Here is a 15,454-nt window from a genome sequence, read left to right on the forward strand (position 1 = left end):
GTTGCCCTTTTCTCCATCTGATCGGTGCATATGCACACAAAGTCAATATGACGACTCCTACGACAAATCTTCCCTCCACGGCCGCGCCCGCACTCGCGCGCCCGCCGCGCCGCATTCCCTGGATGATGATCGCGCTTGGCTTGGTCGGTATCGCGCTGATTGCGGCGGCGACTTATTGGGCGCTGGTGCTGCGCTTTGTCCAGACAACCGACGATGCCTACGTCGGTGGCGACGTGACCGTGCTCGCGCCGAAGGTCAACGGCTTCGTCACCGATGTACTGGTGCAGGACAACCAGCGCGTCAAAGCGGGACAAGTGCTGATCCGCCTCGATTCTCGCGATTACAACGCGCGTCTCGCACAAGCCAATGCCGAAGTCGATAGCGCGCGAGCGGCGGTCGTCGAACTGAAGGCGAAGGATGAGTTGCAGGCGGCGGTGATCAATCAGCAGCAGGCGGAAGTGCATGCGTCGTCGGCGGAACTGACGCGCAGCGCGCAGGATCGCGTGCGCTATCGCGAACTCGTGAAGGACGATGCGGTGTCGAATCAGATCGTCGAACGGGCGGATGCGGATTACACGAAAGCGCAGGCTTCGGTGGATCGGAGTGGCGCGTCTTTGGTGGCGGCGAAGCGCCAACTCGCGGTGATCGAAGCGCAAATCGCGGATGCACAAGCGCGCGTCAACACGGCGGAAGCCGCGCGGCGCGTGGCAGAACTAAACGTCGAATATACGACGATCCGCTCGCCCGTGGATGGCTACGTGGGCAATCGTACGGCGCGTGTGGGCGTGCTGGCGAACGTCGGCACATCGCTGCTGACGATCGTGCCCGCAACCGGCCTTTGGGTCGATGCCAACTTCAAGGAAGATCAGCTCAAGAAAATGCACGCCGGCGATCGCGCCGATGTCGAACTCGATGCATCGAACATTCCGTTCACGGGACACGTCGAAAGTCTTGCGCCTGCAACCGGCGCGACGTTCAGCGTCCTGCCCGCCGAGAACGCGACCGGCAACTTCACGAAGATCGTGCAGCGCGTGCCCGTGCGTATTCGCCTCGATGTGCCGAAGGGCGCGGAAGCCGTGTTGCGCCCGGGTCTCTCGGCGACGGTGAAAGTGCATCTGACGAATAACAACGGCTGAGCGAGGCGCGATCATGGACCCTCTCGATCCCGCCAGCGCACCCGTCAAACAGCGCGCGTTCGCCTTCGCGCTGATGTGCCTCGGCTTCTTTATGGCGACGCTGGATATTCAGATCGTGGCATCGTCGCTGAAGGATATCGGCGGCGGATTGTCGGCGAGTCAGGACGAATTGTCGTGGGTACAGACGTCGTATCTGATCGCGGAAATTCTCGTCATTCCGATGTCTGGTTGGTTATCCAAAGTATTTTCCACGCGATGGCTGTTCGCGGCGTCCGCTGTCGGATTCACGATTACGAGCATGCTGTGCGGTCTTGCGTGGGATATCAATTCGATGATCCTGTTCCGCGGTTTGCAAGGCGCGCTCGGCGCAGCGATGATACCGACGGTCTTTACCACGGCCTTCGTTTTATTCCCCGGCAAACAACGTTTGATTGCATCGACGACGATCGGCGCGCTGGCCTCGCTTGCACCTGCCATCGGTCCGGTGATCGGCGGATGGATCACGGATCAATGGTCGTGGCACTGGCTGTTTTATCTGAACCTCGTGCCGGGTCTGGTCGTGGCCGTGCTCGTGCCGAAGTATGTTCACATCGACAAAGCTGATCTTTCGCTGCTTAAAAAAGGCGATTATCTTGGCATGGTGCTGATGTCGGGATTCCTTGGATGCCTCGAATACGTGCTCGAAGAAGGGCCGCGCAAGAACTGGTTCGGTGACGACATTATCGTGTTCTGCGCGTGGATATCGGCGATTTGCGGCTTCTTGTTTATCGTGCACGCGTTGACAGCGAAGGAACCGATTGTCGATCTGCGTGCGCTGGCGGTGCGGAACTTCGGTATCGGTAGCTTGCTGTCGTTTGTGATCGGGATCGGCATCTTTACTTCTGTGTTTTTGTCGCCGGTTTTTCTGGCTCGCGTGCGTGGTTTCGATTCGCTGCATACCGGTTTGGCCTTGCTGTCCGTAGGCGTGTTCCAGTTGCTTTCCATCGGCGTGTACAGCACGGCTTCACGCTTTATCGATATGCGGATTTTGCTGGTGTTCGGTCTCGTGTGCTTCGGCCTCGGTTGCTATTTCTACACGCCGTTGACGCACGAATGGGGTTGGCAACAATTCCTCTTGCCGCAAGCATTGCGTGGTATCGGTCAGCAATTCGCAGTGCCGCCCATCGTGACGATGGCGCTCGGTTCGCTGCCGCAATCACGTCTGAAATCGGCAAGCGGTTTGTTCAATCTGATGCGTAATTTGGGCGGTGCGATTGGTATTGCGGTGAGCGCGACCATGCTCAACGACCGGCTCAATCTGCATTATTTGCGGCTCAACGAAAGCGTAACGGTCGGCCGTCCGGTGATCGAAGACATGCTCTCGCGCAGCACGGCGCATCTCGCCTCCGTTGCTGGCGATGCGCTCGATGCTTCGCAAGCCGGTCTCGCATCGCTGCATGCCCTGGTGTTCCGTGAAGCGCTCGTGCTGACCTTTGCCGATTGCTTCTACGTGCTCGCGCTGTGCTTCGTCGTCGGTATCGTGGCGATGCTGTTTGCCAAGCCGATCACCAGCGCGCCGCCTTCGTCCGAAGCGCATTGAACGGATTACGATCATGAAGAAATTATATTTCGCCATACTGACGACATTCGCGCTCGCCGCGTGTGCCGTGCAGCCGGAAACGCACGCCGATTTGCCCGACACCGTGCACACGACCGCGCCCGCCACATGGAGTGTCGATACCCCGCCAGCCGATGCCGATCCCACCGCGTGGTGGAATCAGTTCAACGATCCGGTGATGCACGAACTCGTTGCATCGGTGCTGAACAGCAATCTGGATGTGCAGGCCGCAGTAGAACGCGTAAAGCAGGCGCAAGCGCTGACCGTGCAACGACGCGCAGCATTGCTGCCGCAACTCGACGCCAACGCGGGCGCATCGGACACGCGCCAGAACACGCCGCCGCCCTTGGGCTACGTGAGGCAGGCGGGTATCGGATTGACGCTGAGCTGGACGCCGGATGTGTTTGGCGGCGAGCGGCTGGAATTGCTCGCATCGCAGGCGCAGCTCGTGGGCCGCGAACATGCCGCCGATCAGGTGCGTCTGGCGCTGGCAGCGGATACCGCATCGGCTTATGTCGATCTGCGTTGGGCGCAGGCGGAACTGAAGATTCTTCAAGATAACGAAGCAATTCGTGACCGTGCGCTGAAACTCACGCAACGCCGGCTTCAATACGGCTTATCGACTCAACTCGATGTTGCACGCGCGCAGAATCAACTAAGCGATCTGCAATCACGCATTCCGCGCACGCAAGCCACTATTCAGCATCAGCTCAGCCTGATCGCGGTGTATTCGGGCCGCACGCCCGAGTCCGTCGATAAGCTGATGCTCGCGGATGCAGGGCCATCGCCCGTAATTCCGGTGCCTGCAAACGGCGCGCCGACCACGCTGCCATCCGATGCACTGCTGCGTCGTCCGGACGTGCTCGTCGCTTACGCAGGCGTGCAGCAACGCGCAGCGGAAGTGGGCGTCGCGCGTGCAGAGCGCTATCCGAAGTTCTCGTTGCGTCTGACCGATGGCTTGCTTGCATCGTCCTATCTCGGCTTGCCGACGTTGACCGATAATCTGTTCTCCGCAGCATTGAACGCGACCAGTCCGATCTTCAACGCTGGCCGCATTACCGCTGATATCGAGCAGAACGAAAGCAAGATGCGCGAGTCAGAACTGCATTTGCGGCAGACCATGCTCGAAGCGCTGAAGGATGTCGAAGACACGCGCAGCGATCTGGTCAGCACGAGCGATCAGACCAAGCGTTTAACCGATGCACTCGCCGCGTCCGATCAATCGCTGAAGCTTTCGACGCAGCTATACAAAGGCGGCGCAGCCAGCTTCCTTGACGTGCTCGACGCGCAACAAGCCTATCTGCGCGATGCCGACTCTCTCAATCAATCGAAGCGCGAACATGCGCTGGCGGCAGTGGCGCTGTATCGATCGCTCGGTGGCGGATGGAGCACGACCGACGATTCCATCAAGACAGCAAGCACGCAAAGCAAGGAGACGAAATGAGTCTGATCGAAGAGACCGCAGCGGGACTGGATGGACTCGCGCAATTGCGCAGATTGATCGCGAGCGGGCGCAAGCCAGGCATCATGGTGTCGCTGGACTTCGACTTTATCGAAGTGGAAGCGGGGCGCGCGGTGTTCGCGGGCGTGGCGGGCGATCATGCGTATAACCCGATCGGCACGGTACACGGCGGCTATGCGGCGGCACTGTTGGATTCCGCTTGCGGATGCGCGGTGCATTCATGTCTGACCGCGACGCAGGCTTATACGACGTTCGAACTGAAGGTCGCGTATCACAAGGCAATCACGCGTGACACGGGTTTGCTGCGGGCGGAAGGGCGCGTGTTGTCGATCGGACGACGTGCGGCTTTTGCAGAAGCCAATTTGAAGGATGCCAACGGCCGCTTATACGCGTCGGCAACTTCCACGCTGCTGGTGATGGAACGATAAGACAAGTTCGGTTCCTTCGGCCAACGAAGGAACCGAAAACATCATTTATTTCACGCTTTCCAGCGCCTTTCGCACCGTGCTGAAGATCTGATCGATCTGATTGTCTTCGATAATCAGCGGCGGCGAGAACGCCAGGATATCGCCCGTATAACGCACCAGCACGCCCGCTTCGAAGCACTTCACGAACACTTCATACGTACGCGCGCCCGGCGCGCCTTCACGCGATTCCAGTTCGATACCCGCAACCAGTCCGAGATTGCGAACGTCCTTCACGTAGGGCGCATCGCGCAGCGCGTGTGCGGCGCTTTCGAATTTCTCGGACTTCGACGCGGCACGATCGAACAGCTTGTCGCGCTGATAAAGATCGAGCGTGGCGATTGCGGCAGCGGTCGCGGCCGGATGCGCCGAGTACGTATAACCGTGGAACAGTTCGGTCGCGTTCGCCGCGCCTGCATTGACGATGGCGTCGTGCACAAAGCGTTGCGCTGCGACCGCGCCCATCGGAATGGCGGCGTTGTTGATGGCTTTGGCCATCGTGATGAGGTCGGGCGTTACGCCGAAATACTCGCTCGCCGTCGCCTTGCCGAGACGTCCGAAGCCGGTGATGACTTCATCGAAAATCAGCAAAATGCCGTGCTTGGTGCAGATGTCGCGCAGCTTTTGCAGATAGCCCTTCGGCGGAATCAGCACGCCGGTGGAACCTGCGACCGGCTCGACAATCACCGCCGCAATCGTCGATGCATCGTGAAGCGCGACGATGCGCTCCAGCTCTTCCGCGAGATGCTCGCCATGCTCCGGCTGGCCCTTCGAAAACGCGTTGCGCGCGAGATCGTGCGTATGCGGCAGATGATCGACCGAAGGCAGCAGCGCGCCCGAAAACGTCTTGCGATTCGGCGCGATCCCTCCGACCGAAATTCCGCCGAAGCCCACGCCGTGATAACCGCGTTCGCGCCCGATCAGCCGCGTACGCTGGCCTTCGCCGCGCGCCCGGTGATAGGCGAGCGCGATTTTCAACGCCGTATCGACGGATTCGGAACCGGAATTCGTGAAGAAAATGCGGTCGAGTCCTTCCGGCATGATGCTCGCCACTTTCGTTGCCGCTTCGAACGCGAGCGGGTGGCCCATCTGGAAAGTCGGCGCGAAATCCAGCGTCGAAAGCGACTTCTGCACCGCTTCGACAATTTCATCGCGGCAGTGGCCCGCGTTCACGCACCAGAGACCGGCGCAGCCATCGAGCACGTCGCGACCATCGGTCGAACGGTAATACATGCCCTTGGCGCTCTCCAGCAGGCGCGGCGCGGCCTTGAACTGGCGGTTGGCGGTGAAGGGCATCCAGAACGATGAAAGGTCGTCGATGACGGGGCGCGCGTTCATGAAGAAGTCTCCTGTGGAAGTACGGCCACTCTATTCCTCGACAAATTTGCGCGGCATAGACAGTTGTGTGACTGCGCTGCCAACTGTGTTGGTCAAATGCCGCAAACTGTATTGGCGCGTTCTCCGGTTGCGCGTTATTCTCGATGGATGATCGAACTCAAGCTGGAGCGTGGCTCGCGGCAAGCGCCGACGCTCGTCGAACAACTGGTGCGCGCGTTTTCCTCGGCTATCGAGGAGCAGACGCTGCGCGCGGGTGCGTTGCTGCCGTCCGTGCGGCGTCTGGCGGAGGCGCATGCGCTGAGCACGTTCACGGTGACGGAGGCGTATGGCCGTCTCGTGTCGATGGGACTCGTCACCGCGCGGCGCGGTTCCGGCTATCGCGTAGCGGTGCGCGGGCATAGCGAGCGGGCGCGCGCGGTCGAATGGCAGCCGCCGAGTCTCACGGCCACGTGGTTATTGTCGGATGTGTTCGCCGATCATTCCGTGCCGATCAAGTCCGGCTGCGGCTGGCTGCCGAACGAATGGATCAACGAAAGCGGTTTGCAGCACGCGCTGCGTTCGGTCGGACGCGTGCCGTCGGCGCGGATTGCGGACTATGGGCATCCGTATGGGTTTGCGCCATTGCGTGAACGCATCGCGGAGCAATTGGATCGGCATGGATTGCCAGTCGATGCCGCATCGAACGTGCTGCTCACCGCAGGCGCGACGCAGGCGCTGGACCTGATCGTGCGCACGCTGCTGCGCCCCGGCGATGCGGTCGTCGTCGAAGATCCCGGTTACTGCAATCTGCTGCAAATCCTGCAACTCGCGGGGCTGACCGTGCATGGCGTGCCGCGCACGGCGGCGGGTATCAATACGGACGTGTTCGAGCGCATCGTGATTGAACATCGGCCGAAAGCGGTGTTTCTCAACACGACGCTGCAGAATCCGACCGGCGCGACGTTTGGCATGGCATCGGCATTTCGATTGATGCAGATTGCCGAGCGACATGGCTTGTGGGTCGTGGAAGACGATGTGAACCGCGAACTCGCGCCGCCCGGCGCGCCGTTGCTCGCCGCGATGGAAGGCCTGAGCCGCGTGCTTTACGTCGGCGGTTTTGCGAAAACCATCACGCCCGCTTTGCGATGCGGTTATGTCGTCGCCGAGCGCGAAGTGCTGCGCGAAATGGCGCGCACGAAGATGGCGGTGGGGTTGACTACATCGGAGGCGACGGAGCGCATTGTCGAAAAAGTGCTGACGGAAGGGCGCTATACACGGCACGTCGAAGTCGTTATCGAAAAATTGAAGGACGCGCACGCGCTCGTCGAAGAACGAATGGATGCGCTCAACATCGAGCTATTTCGACGCCCGCGCGCAGGGCTTTTCGTATGGGGTACGCTGCCGATCGATCCGGACCACGCCAGCGATTTCGCCACGCGCGCCTTGAATCACGGCATCTGGCTCGCGCCAGGTTCCTACTTCCGCCCCGGCGGTGCCCCGAGCGCGAGTTTTCGCTTCAACGTGCCGTATTCCGTGGACGATGCGTTGTGGTCGTTCTTGCAGCAGGAAATCGGCTGACGCGATACGCCTGCAAGCGCTCGCACACGTCTTTCCTGCGCACGGGATTGAGCGGATCGCACAGACGAATCGTCAACGTCGCTACTTCGGCGCGCGAATTATCCGGCGCTTCCCAAAGCACGACGCTATACGTGCCATCCGAAACCTGCACGATCTGAAAGCGGGCGAGATCGATCTTGGTCAACTCGTGCGGCTCGATCGAATGATGCATGATGGTCCTCGACAGACTCGACTGGTGCGTGAGCTTATGCAAACACCATGCCGATACCGAAGCCATCATGGCGCACGGCTCATGCAACACATTGCGCCTTGCTAAATTTTGCAATGACGCAATGGAGCCTTTGCCAAAGGCTTATTTGTTTTCTTTTACGATGACGAACGCGGCAGTTTCATAAGGCACCGTAACGGTTTCCTTGCCGCGCAACTCGGATTCTGAATCGATCAACGCGCGTACTTGTTCGTCGATACGCGCGCGTTCGTCTTCAGGCAACGCGGCGATAAAACTCGTCGAACGCACGCGATCCAGAATCACGTGCTCAGGCGACCCGCTATGTCCGATCGAAAAGCGCGTTTCATGCAGCGCGCCGAATCCAGTATGTGGGAATACCTTGCGCCACGCGCCGGTGTAAAAGCGCGGACTGCCGCCTTCATACTGATCGACGATGGCATCCAGCTTCGCGATCCACGGCACGCGTTTATCGCGCGTGTTCCATACGAGCCCGAGCTTGCCGCCAGGCTTCAATACGCGATGAATCTGGCTTAGCGCTTCCTTATGCGCAAACCAGTGGAAGGATTGCGCGCAGACGATTGCATCGACGGATGCGTCTAGAAGCGGAATGGATTGCGCGGTGCCTTTCAATGCTTCGACATTCGGCAAGGCATGTGCGAGCTTGGCGCGCATGGTATCGACAGGTTCGACGGCGATCACGCGCGCGCCTGTTTTTACGAGCCAAGGCGTGAATTTGCCCGTGCCCGCGCCGAGATCGACAACGGTTTTATCCGCGTTTAATCCCAGCACATTCGCGAGCCAGTCCGCGAGTTCCGGCGAATAACCGGGACGTCCGCGTACATAACCATCCGCGTTTGCCGTATAACCATCCGCCGCCGCGCGATGCACATCGCCTGCCTGAGTCATGGTGATTACTCGCCGTAGATATCGAAGTCGAAATACTTCTGTTCGATGCGCTTATACGTGCCGTCTTTAATCATCGCGGCAATCGCGCCATCGAGTTTCTCCTTCAGGTCCGTGTCTTCCTTGCGCAAGCCGATTGCGGTCCCCGGTCCGAAAATCGCGGGATCTTCGAGCGCGCCGCCCGCAAAAGCGTAGGGCTTGCCGCGAGCCGTATCGAGAAAGCCACGCTCGGCTTGCACGGCGTTTTGCAGCGATGCATCGAGTCGGCCGGAAAGCAAATCCGCATACACCTGATCCTGATCCGCATACGATACGACCGTCACGCCCTTGCTGCCCCAATGCGCTTTGGCATACGTTTCCTGCATCGAACCTTGTTCGACGCCAACCGATTTACCGGCGAGCGCTTCGGCTGTCGGCTGAATTTTGGAGTCACGTTTAGCGACTAAACGCGTGGGCACGTGAAAGAGTTTGCTGGAGAAGGCGATCTGTTTGACGCGCGCGGGCGTCATCGACATGGTGGAAAGCACGCCGTCGAATTTGCGCGATTTGAGGCCTGGAATCATGCCGTCGAATGCGTTTTCGACCCACACGCACTTCGCGTTCAGACGACGGCACAATTCATTGCCGACATCGATATCGAAGCCGACCAGCGAACCGTCCGCCGCTTTCGATTCGAACGGCGGATAGCTGGCATCCACGCCAAAGCGAATCGTCGACCATTCTTTAGCGTGCGCACCGATCGATACGGCGAGCATCGAACCCAACAACACCGTCAACAGCCTGTTCACGTTATTTTCCTTGCGTCTCTTAGGTTAAATCGGATGGGAACCGCTAAGGAATTATAGAGGCGCGGCTTGACGCACAAACAAAAAAGGCCGCAATCGCTTGCGGCCTTTGCTAAAACGCTAAAGAAATCTTAGCGATTAATTCACGCTGACTTCCACCTTTCGCGGACGCGCAGTCTCACGGCGCGGAATGCTGAGCTTAAGCACGCCATTGGTCAGATTCGCATCGATCTTTGTGGTGTCGAAGTCTTCGCTAACGGTAAAGGCACGCGCAAAACGCGGCGCGCGAATTTCCGCATGATGCACGCGCAAATCCGGCTGCACGGGCACGACGGCTTCTGCTTCGATATACAAGCGCGCATCATGCACTTTCACGTCCAACTTATCGCGCGGCACGCCGGGCAAATCGGCCCACAGCGTAATGCCTTCGCTATTCTCGACAATATCGACCGCAGGCGTAATCGTGGCTGCCTGACGCTGAGTGATTTGAGTGGTGTCGTTCATATTTTCCTCGCAAGCAAGCAGAGTTATTGAATAGCGATGGCGCGCGGCTTCGATGCTTCGCGCTTGCCGACCGTAATGGAAAGCAGACCGTTTTCATAACGCGCTTCGACTCGTTCGGCGTCCGCATTACGCGGCAATTCGATCACGCGGCGGAAGCTGCCATTAAAGCGTTCGCGAGCATAAGTACGCGCGCCATCGGTCGGCGCTTGTGCCTTGCGTTCACCGCTGATAGTGAGGGTGCCTTTATCGACCGTCACATCGAGCGATGCCGGATCGATGCCCGGTGCAAACGCGACAATCTGAATCGCTTCTTCGGTACTGCCAATATTCAGACGCGGGAAAGCATCTGCACGGCTCGAACGCATGCTCGAAGGAAAATTGCCGAATAATTGGCGCTGCACACGGTCGAGATCCGAGAAAAGATCGCCGCTGAAATACAAGTCACTCATGGTCCAGTCTCCGATAATGCGCGGCGAACGCCGGCTAGCAGAAATAACAAATCGGTTGATTCGACAGCGAGATGTTTCGCTGCCTCTGAATCCAAAATAGGTTCGGGCGCTATGGTTTCAATAGCGCAAAACGCGGTTTTTATTCGATCGAGAAGCTCTTGAAATCCGTCTGAGCATCACCAGAGCAGGGCGCTATGACTTTGCGGAATCTGGCTGGCGCGTGTAATAAATATCCCACTCCGCTTCGTCCGTCTGCTCGAAACCGTGTTGTTGGTAGAAACGGTTCGATTCGCTGCCACGCAAAGCGCCCAGGCGGACAGGCATACGTTGTGAATCGGCATCCGCAATGATCTTTCGCAGCACTGCGGACCCGATTCCCCGTGCCTGATGTTCCGGCAAGATGTACAAATGGTCCAGCAGCCAGTGGTCCGAATAAGGGCGAATCAGGTAAAAGCCCGCCCGGACATGATCGATTTCGATGAAGCGGCACAGCGCCGGTTCAAACGATGCCAGGAAACGTTCCCGCGCGCGTTGTGCGTCGAAACGTCCGAGACGCTCCAGGCTCTCGCGCATCGCCGCGATGCGAATGCTCACCAGCAGATCAGCGTCAGAATGCGTAGTGGGTGAGAAAGTCAGATTCATCGGAAAGCCAATTTTCTATGTCGAAGCGGTAGAGATCGTCCAGCTTAGCAGGCCGTTCCGATGCCGGTCGATCCGCGGACGAGGACGTGTCCGAGGAACCTTCCACGGCGAGGCAACGCGGCCTCGCTTTACAATAAAGCGCATCAGATCAGACGAGGACCGGACGATGAAAGTATGCATATACGGCGCAGGCGCAATCGGCGGATGGATTGGTGTCAAGCTCGCGCAGGCGGGTTGCGATGTCAGCGTGATCGCACGCGGCGCGACGCTCGAAGCGCTTGACGCGCACGGCCTGCAACTTATCGAGAAAGATGCGACGCATACGGTGAAGGTCGCGGCGAGTGCATCGCCGGAAGCGCTCGGGCCGCAGGATCTCGTGGTGGTCGCGGTGAAAGCGCCCGCCATGGAAGACGTGGCCGCGCATATCGCGCCATTGATCGATGCGAACACCATCGTGCTGACCGCGATGAACGGCGTGCCGTGGTGGTTCTGCGACGGACTCGGCGATGCCTTCGCCGGCAAGCGCCTTTCGTCTGTCGATCCGCACGGCGCGATCGCCGCTGCGATTCCTTCATCGCAAACGGTCGGCTGCGTGGTGCATGCGAGTTGTTTCGTCGAATCGCCGGGCGTGATTCGGCATCGGCAGGGCATGGGATTGATTCTCGGCGCGGCGGATGGCAAGCCGAATGCGCGCGTCGAAGAACTGGTTTCGCTGTTCTCGAAGGCCGGTTTCGACGCGACGCACTCGCCGCAAATTCAGCGCGACGTCTGGTTCAAACTCTGGGGCAACATGACGATGAACCCCATCAGCGCAATCACAGGCGCAACTACGGACCGCATTCTCTCCGACGATCTCGTGCGCGATTTCGTCACGCGCATCATGCTGGAAGCGAAGGAAATCGGCGCGCGCTTTGGCATTCCGATCGAACAAGCGCCGGAAGATCGGCACGCCGTCACGCTCAAACTCGGCGCGATGAAAACGTCCATGCTTCAGGATGTCGAAGCGCGTAAATCGGTGGAGCTGGATGCGCTGGTGGCATCGGTAAAAGAACTCGGTGTGATGACCGAAGTGCCCACGCCTTACACGGACGCGCTGCTCGGCCTCGCGCGTCTTCATGCACGCACGCTGAATCTGTATCCGAAATGAACGATCAACCGAACGCGTCAAATGAATTGACGCAAATGCGCGACATGCTGCGCGAGTTTGTCCACGAGCGCGACTGGCGGCGCTTTCATACGCCCAAGAATCTCGCCAGCGCGTTGAGCGTGGAGGCGAGCGAGTTGCTCGAACCCTTCACGTGGCTCGCCACCGGCGACAAGACCGAACTCGACGACGCCAAGCTCACCGCGATCCGCCACGAAATGGCCGACGTGCTCGCCTATCTCGTGATGCTCGCGGACTCGCTCGACGTCGATCTGCATCGCGCGCTGATCGAGAAGATGGCGCTCAATCGTGCGAAATATCCGGCCGACAAAGTGCGGGGCGATGCGCGCAAATACTCCGAGTATCGCGACGACTAAATCAGTGCGCGATATTCATCCCTTGCGCGCGGCGTTGCGCCACGATACGTCCGGCCTTGATGGCGTTGTCGGGATAACCGAGCCAGTCGTTGGGATCGTAGCCGGCGGCACGCCAGTCGAGAAACTCCTGACGTACTTGCGCGCGCGTCTTGGGCGCGTTGGGATCATATGCGCCGGAAGGCTGCGCAAAAGCGGACGCCGCGCAGCACAAAGCCAGCGCGCCGAGAATCAAGCGGGATAGGGATGTCATGATGATTGCCTCTTACCGCATCGCGCGGTAAATCCATTCTAGGTGACCGTGCAGAAAGCTGCTGAAGCCGCGAAGCGCGCACGCCGCATATTGTTGTCAGACAATCCGACCTATACTCGGCGTTTTGCGGCGCAGAGCTTGCGATCAAAGCCGAAATCAAGAACGACCACACAAGAAAGGCCGTAATTCATGAGCACTTTGCGCGTTGCCAGCGACAGCTTTCCCGAGATGGACGAACTCAAGGCGATTCTCGTCGCGGGCGGCACGTGGTTCGAGCGGCGCACCATCGGCGAAGTGCAGGTGCAGGAATTCAAGTTTCCGCTGATCACGGCATCGATTGGTTCGACGGATCGCAATGCGCCTGCGGTCGGTTTCTTTGGCGGCGTGCACGGGCTGGAATGTATCGGCACGCAACTCGTGCTCGAGTACATGCGCGCGTTGCTGCGGCGGCTCGAATGGGACGAACTGTTGCGCGAGCAATTGCGGACCATTCGCCTTATCTTCATGCCGATTGTTAATCCCGGTGGTATGGCGGCGCGGCGTCGCTCGAATCCGAATGGCGTCGATCTGATGCGCAATGCGCCGCAAAATGCCGAAGGGCGCGTGCCGTTTCTCGCGGGCGGGCAGCGCATCGGGCCGTGGCTGCCGTGGTATCGCGGGCCGAGCGGGGCGCAACTGGAAGTGGAAAGCGCGGCCTTGCTCTCAGTGGTCGAAGAAGAACTGATGTCGCGTCCGCTGAGCTTTGCGCTCGACTGTCATTCGGGTTTCGGCTGGGACGACAGCATCTGGTTTCCCTACGCGCGCACCGAACGCGAAATGGCGCATCTGCCGGAAATGTTTCTGCTGAAGACCATGTTCGAGGAGTCGTATCCGCATCACGGGTACGCGTTCGAGCCGCAAAGCCATCAATATTTGCTGCATGGCGATCTGTGGGATTGCGCATACGATCGCACGCGCGCGCCCAATATTTTTTTGCCGATGACGCTGGAACTCGGCTCGTGGCGCTGGATTCGCAAGAACCCGATGCAGATGTTCACGCGCATGGGCATCTTTAATCCGATCAAGGCGCATCGGACGCGGCGCGTGTTGCGGCGGCATCCGAGCTTCTTCGACTTTTTGACGCGCGCGGCGTTTTCGTCGCGCCGCTGGCTGCCGAACGGCGATTTCCGCGATCAGGTCATGCGTCGCGCGCGCGAACACTGGCAGCCTGCCAGCGCGGTATCGACCTCATGAGCGATTGGATTTTGCTGCGTGGGCTCACGCGCGAAACGCGTCACTGGGGCGCGTTCGAATCGTCGATGCGCGCGCATGGCGTGTTGCGTGACGATGATCGCGCGGTGTTCATCGATCTTCCTGGCAACGGCGACGAACGCGCGATGCACGTTCCGCTTTCCGTCCACGCGATGATGAACGATGTGCGCGCCCGCGCCGTCGCGCTCGGCGTCACGATGTCGTGCCGCGTGCTCGCGATGTCGCTCGGCGCGATGGTCGCGACCGCGTGGGCGCAGCAGCATCCCGGTGAGATCGAACGGCTGGTGCTGATCAACACGAGCATGCGGCCATTCGCGCGTGTGGATGAACGTTTGCGCGTGTCCGCGTGGCCGACGCTCTTGCGTATCGCGACGCAATGGAATCATCCCGAGCGATGCGAGCGGTTGATTCACGCGTTGACCTGTCATCGCATCGACACAATCGATACGGATATAAGCGAATGGGCCGCATTGAGACGCACGCACGGCGTAAGTGCGGGCAACGCGCTTCGCCAGCTTTACGCCGCCGCGCGATTCCGTGCGCAGCCATTCGCGCCGCCATGTCCGACGCTGATTTTGTCGTCGCGATCGGACAGGCTCGTGGATAACGCATGCTCTGAGCGTATCGCGAAGCAATGGCGCGCGAAGCACGCGATTCATCCGTGGTCCGGCCACGATCTCCCGCACGACGATGCCGCGTGGACCTGCGAAGCCATCGCCACTTGGCTCGCTGATATGCACGCGATGCATGCGACTCATGCCATCAGCGAACACGATGCGAAGCAAGCGCATCACGCGTTCCACTCGCGGAAATAACGCGCTATTACCCGTGCGTTCGCTGCATGTTCTTCAATGATGAACGTGATTGACGCTTCATTGGCGTGTGCATGACCCCATGCATCGGGTAACCCCGTGTTGCAACGCAGCATCGCATTGCGTATGCTGTTTGGAACAAGCGGAAAGGCCGCAAATATTCCACCCATTTCAACCAACGATATCGAATCGTTCCGGATGGCATCGACGTAAAAGAGAAACGCCCGAAGATCAAGGGCGTTCGTCGGGCAAGGCAGTCCGCCTTACGAACGTCAGCTTGAGGGAGCCGTAGCTTATGGACCTGATTACATCGACTCATCCCGTGCTGCATGTCTTCCATCAGGAAGGCGGGTGGCATTGGGGCATCACAGTCGAACGCACCTCGGGTGGCGGAATGAAGGTCGTCGCGTATAGCGACGAAGGCTTCGACTCCGAGGAAGAAGCGCGCGAGGACGGCGAGTACGTGCTGCGCTCGGAAGACTGGCGTTCGCGTCAGAGCTTCAGCCGCGCAGAGCGTCGTCGCGACTATTCCTGAGCATTTTTTTCGCCGCGTT

18 protein-coding genes are annotated in these 15,454 nt (G+C 59.5%); 10 read left to right on the top strand and 8 right to left on the bottom strand.

The window, feature by feature from the left end:
• Positions 1–47: 47 nt before the first annotated feature.
• Genes P7F28_RS13630 through P7F28_RS13645 form a run of 4 tightly spaced genes read left to right on the top strand, consistent with a single transcriptional unit; the run spans position 48 to position 4,623 of the window.
• On the top strand, positions 48–1,136 hold the full coding sequence (locus P7F28_RS13630) for an HlyD family secretion protein (RefSeq protein WP_277185038.1): 1,089 nt from the start codon (positions 48–50) through the stop codon (positions 1,134–1,136).
• Complete coding sequence (locus P7F28_RS13635; protein WP_370467317.1) at positions 1,123–2,715, top strand: DHA2 family efflux MFS transporter permease subunit; 1,593 nt, start codon at positions 1,123–1,125, stop codon at positions 2,713–2,715. Before P7F28_RS13630 ends, P7F28_RS13635 begins: the two co-directional genes overlap by 14 nt.
• A 13-nt stretch (positions 2,716–2,728) precedes the next feature.
• Positions 2,729–4,177, top strand: a complete 1,449-nt coding sequence (locus P7F28_RS13640) for an efflux transporter outer membrane subunit (RefSeq protein WP_277185040.1) — start codon at positions 2,729–2,731, stop codon at positions 4,175–4,177.
• Positions 4,174–4,623 (top strand): PaaI family thioesterase, encoded by a 450-nt coding sequence (locus tag P7F28_RS13645; RefSeq protein ID WP_277185041.1) that lies wholly within the window; start codon positions 4,174–4,176, stop codon positions 4,621–4,623. The genes P7F28_RS13640 and P7F28_RS13645 overlap by 4 nt, the downstream gene beginning before the upstream one ends.
• 45 nt (positions 4,624–4,668) lie before the next feature.
• On the opposite strand, the gene P7F28_RS13650 is transcribed toward P7F28_RS13645, so the two are convergent.
• Complete coding sequence (locus tag P7F28_RS13650; protein WP_277185042.1) at positions 4,669–5,997, bottom strand: aspartate aminotransferase family protein; 1,329 nt, start codon at positions 5,995–5,997, stop codon at positions 4,669–4,671.
• 147 nt (positions 5,998–6,144) lie between these two features.
• Between P7F28_RS13650 and P7F28_RS13655 the strand changes: the two genes are divergently transcribed.
• Positions 6,145–7,554, top strand: a complete 1,410-nt coding sequence (locus tag P7F28_RS13655) for a PLP-dependent aminotransferase family protein (protein ID WP_277185043.1) — start codon at positions 6,145–6,147, stop codon at positions 7,552–7,554.
• Here P7F28_RS13655 and P7F28_RS13660 read toward each other — a convergent pair.
• The 6 genes from P7F28_RS13660 to P7F28_RS13685 form a co-directional block, all read right to left on the bottom strand.
• Complete coding sequence (locus tag P7F28_RS13660; RefSeq protein ID WP_277185044.1) at positions 7,493–7,834, bottom strand: hypothetical protein; 342 nt, start codon at positions 7,832–7,834, stop codon at positions 7,493–7,495. The genes P7F28_RS13655 and P7F28_RS13660 overlap by 62 nt on opposite strands.
• 72 nt (positions 7,835–7,906) lie before the next feature.
• Positions 7,907–8,689, bottom strand: coding sequence for a class I SAM-dependent methyltransferase (locus tag P7F28_RS13665; protein WP_277185045.1), 783 nt, complete (start codon positions 8,687–8,689; stop codon positions 7,907–7,909).
• Between the two features lie 5 nt (positions 8,690–8,694).
• Complete coding sequence (locus P7F28_RS13670; RefSeq protein ID WP_306805893.1) at positions 8,695–9,441, bottom strand: ABC transporter substrate-binding protein; 747 nt, start codon at positions 9,439–9,441, stop codon at positions 8,695–8,697.
• Positions 9,442–9,609: 168 nt separating this feature from the next.
• The gene (locus P7F28_RS13675; RefSeq protein ID WP_277185047.1) at positions 9,610–9,975 is read right to left on the bottom strand and encodes an Hsp20/alpha crystallin family protein; all 366 of its coding nucleotides are present in this window, start codon (positions 9,973–9,975) and stop codon (positions 9,610–9,612) included.
• A 23-nt stretch (positions 9,976–9,998) separates the two neighbouring features.
• A complete protein-coding gene (locus P7F28_RS13680) occupies positions 9,999–10,424 on the bottom strand; it encodes an Hsp20/alpha crystallin family protein (protein ID WP_277185048.1) in 426 nt (141 codons plus the stop codon).
• Positions 10,425–10,616: 192 nt separating this feature from the next.
• Positions 10,617–11,066, bottom strand: coding sequence for a GNAT family N-acetyltransferase (locus P7F28_RS13685; RefSeq protein WP_277185049.1), 450 nt, complete (start codon positions 11,064–11,066; stop codon positions 10,617–10,619).
• A 166-nt stretch (positions 11,067–11,232) separates the two neighbouring features.
• Between P7F28_RS13685 and P7F28_RS13690 the strand changes: the two genes are divergently transcribed.
• Positions 11,233–12,213, top strand: a complete 981-nt coding sequence (locus P7F28_RS13690) for a 2-dehydropantoate 2-reductase (RefSeq protein WP_277185050.1) — start codon at positions 11,233–11,235, stop codon at positions 12,211–12,213.
• A complete protein-coding gene (locus P7F28_RS13695) occupies positions 12,210–12,587 on the top strand; it encodes a nucleotide pyrophosphohydrolase (protein WP_277185051.1) in 378 nt (125 codons plus the stop codon). Before P7F28_RS13690 ends, P7F28_RS13695 begins: the two co-directional genes overlap by 4 nt.
• Position 12,588: 1 nt before the next feature.
• Here the strand turns inward: P7F28_RS13695 and P7F28_RS13700 are convergent, their stop codons facing one another.
• Positions 12,589–12,837, bottom strand: coding sequence for a DUF4148 domain-containing protein (locus tag P7F28_RS13700; protein WP_277185052.1), 249 nt, complete (start codon positions 12,835–12,837; stop codon positions 12,589–12,591).
• A gap of 189 nt (positions 12,838–13,026) precedes the next feature.
• Here P7F28_RS13700 and P7F28_RS13705 point away from each other — a divergent pair, with 189 nt between their 5' ends.
• From P7F28_RS13705 to P7F28_RS13715, 3 genes are all read left to right on the top strand, one after another.
• The gene (locus P7F28_RS13705; RefSeq protein WP_277185053.1) at positions 13,027–14,070 is read left to right on the top strand and encodes a M14 family zinc carboxypeptidase; all 1,044 of its coding nucleotides are present in this window, start codon (positions 13,027–13,029) and stop codon (positions 14,068–14,070) included.
• Positions 14,067–14,903 (top strand): alpha/beta fold hydrolase, encoded by an 837-nt coding sequence (locus P7F28_RS13710; protein ID WP_277185054.1) that lies wholly within the window; start codon positions 14,067–14,069, stop codon positions 14,901–14,903. The genes P7F28_RS13705 and P7F28_RS13710 overlap by 4 nt, the downstream gene beginning before the upstream one ends.
• 292 nt (positions 14,904–15,195) lie before the next feature.
• Positions 15,196–15,435, top strand: a complete 240-nt coding sequence (locus P7F28_RS13715; protein ID WP_277185055.1) for a hypothetical protein — start codon at positions 15,196–15,198, stop codon at positions 15,433–15,435.
• Positions 15,436–15,454 lie beyond the last annotated feature (19 nt).

This window comes from Caballeronia sp. BR00000012568055, assembly GCF_029439455.1.
GTDB lineage: Bacteria > Pseudomonadota > Gammaproteobacteria > Burkholderiales > Burkholderiaceae > Caballeronia.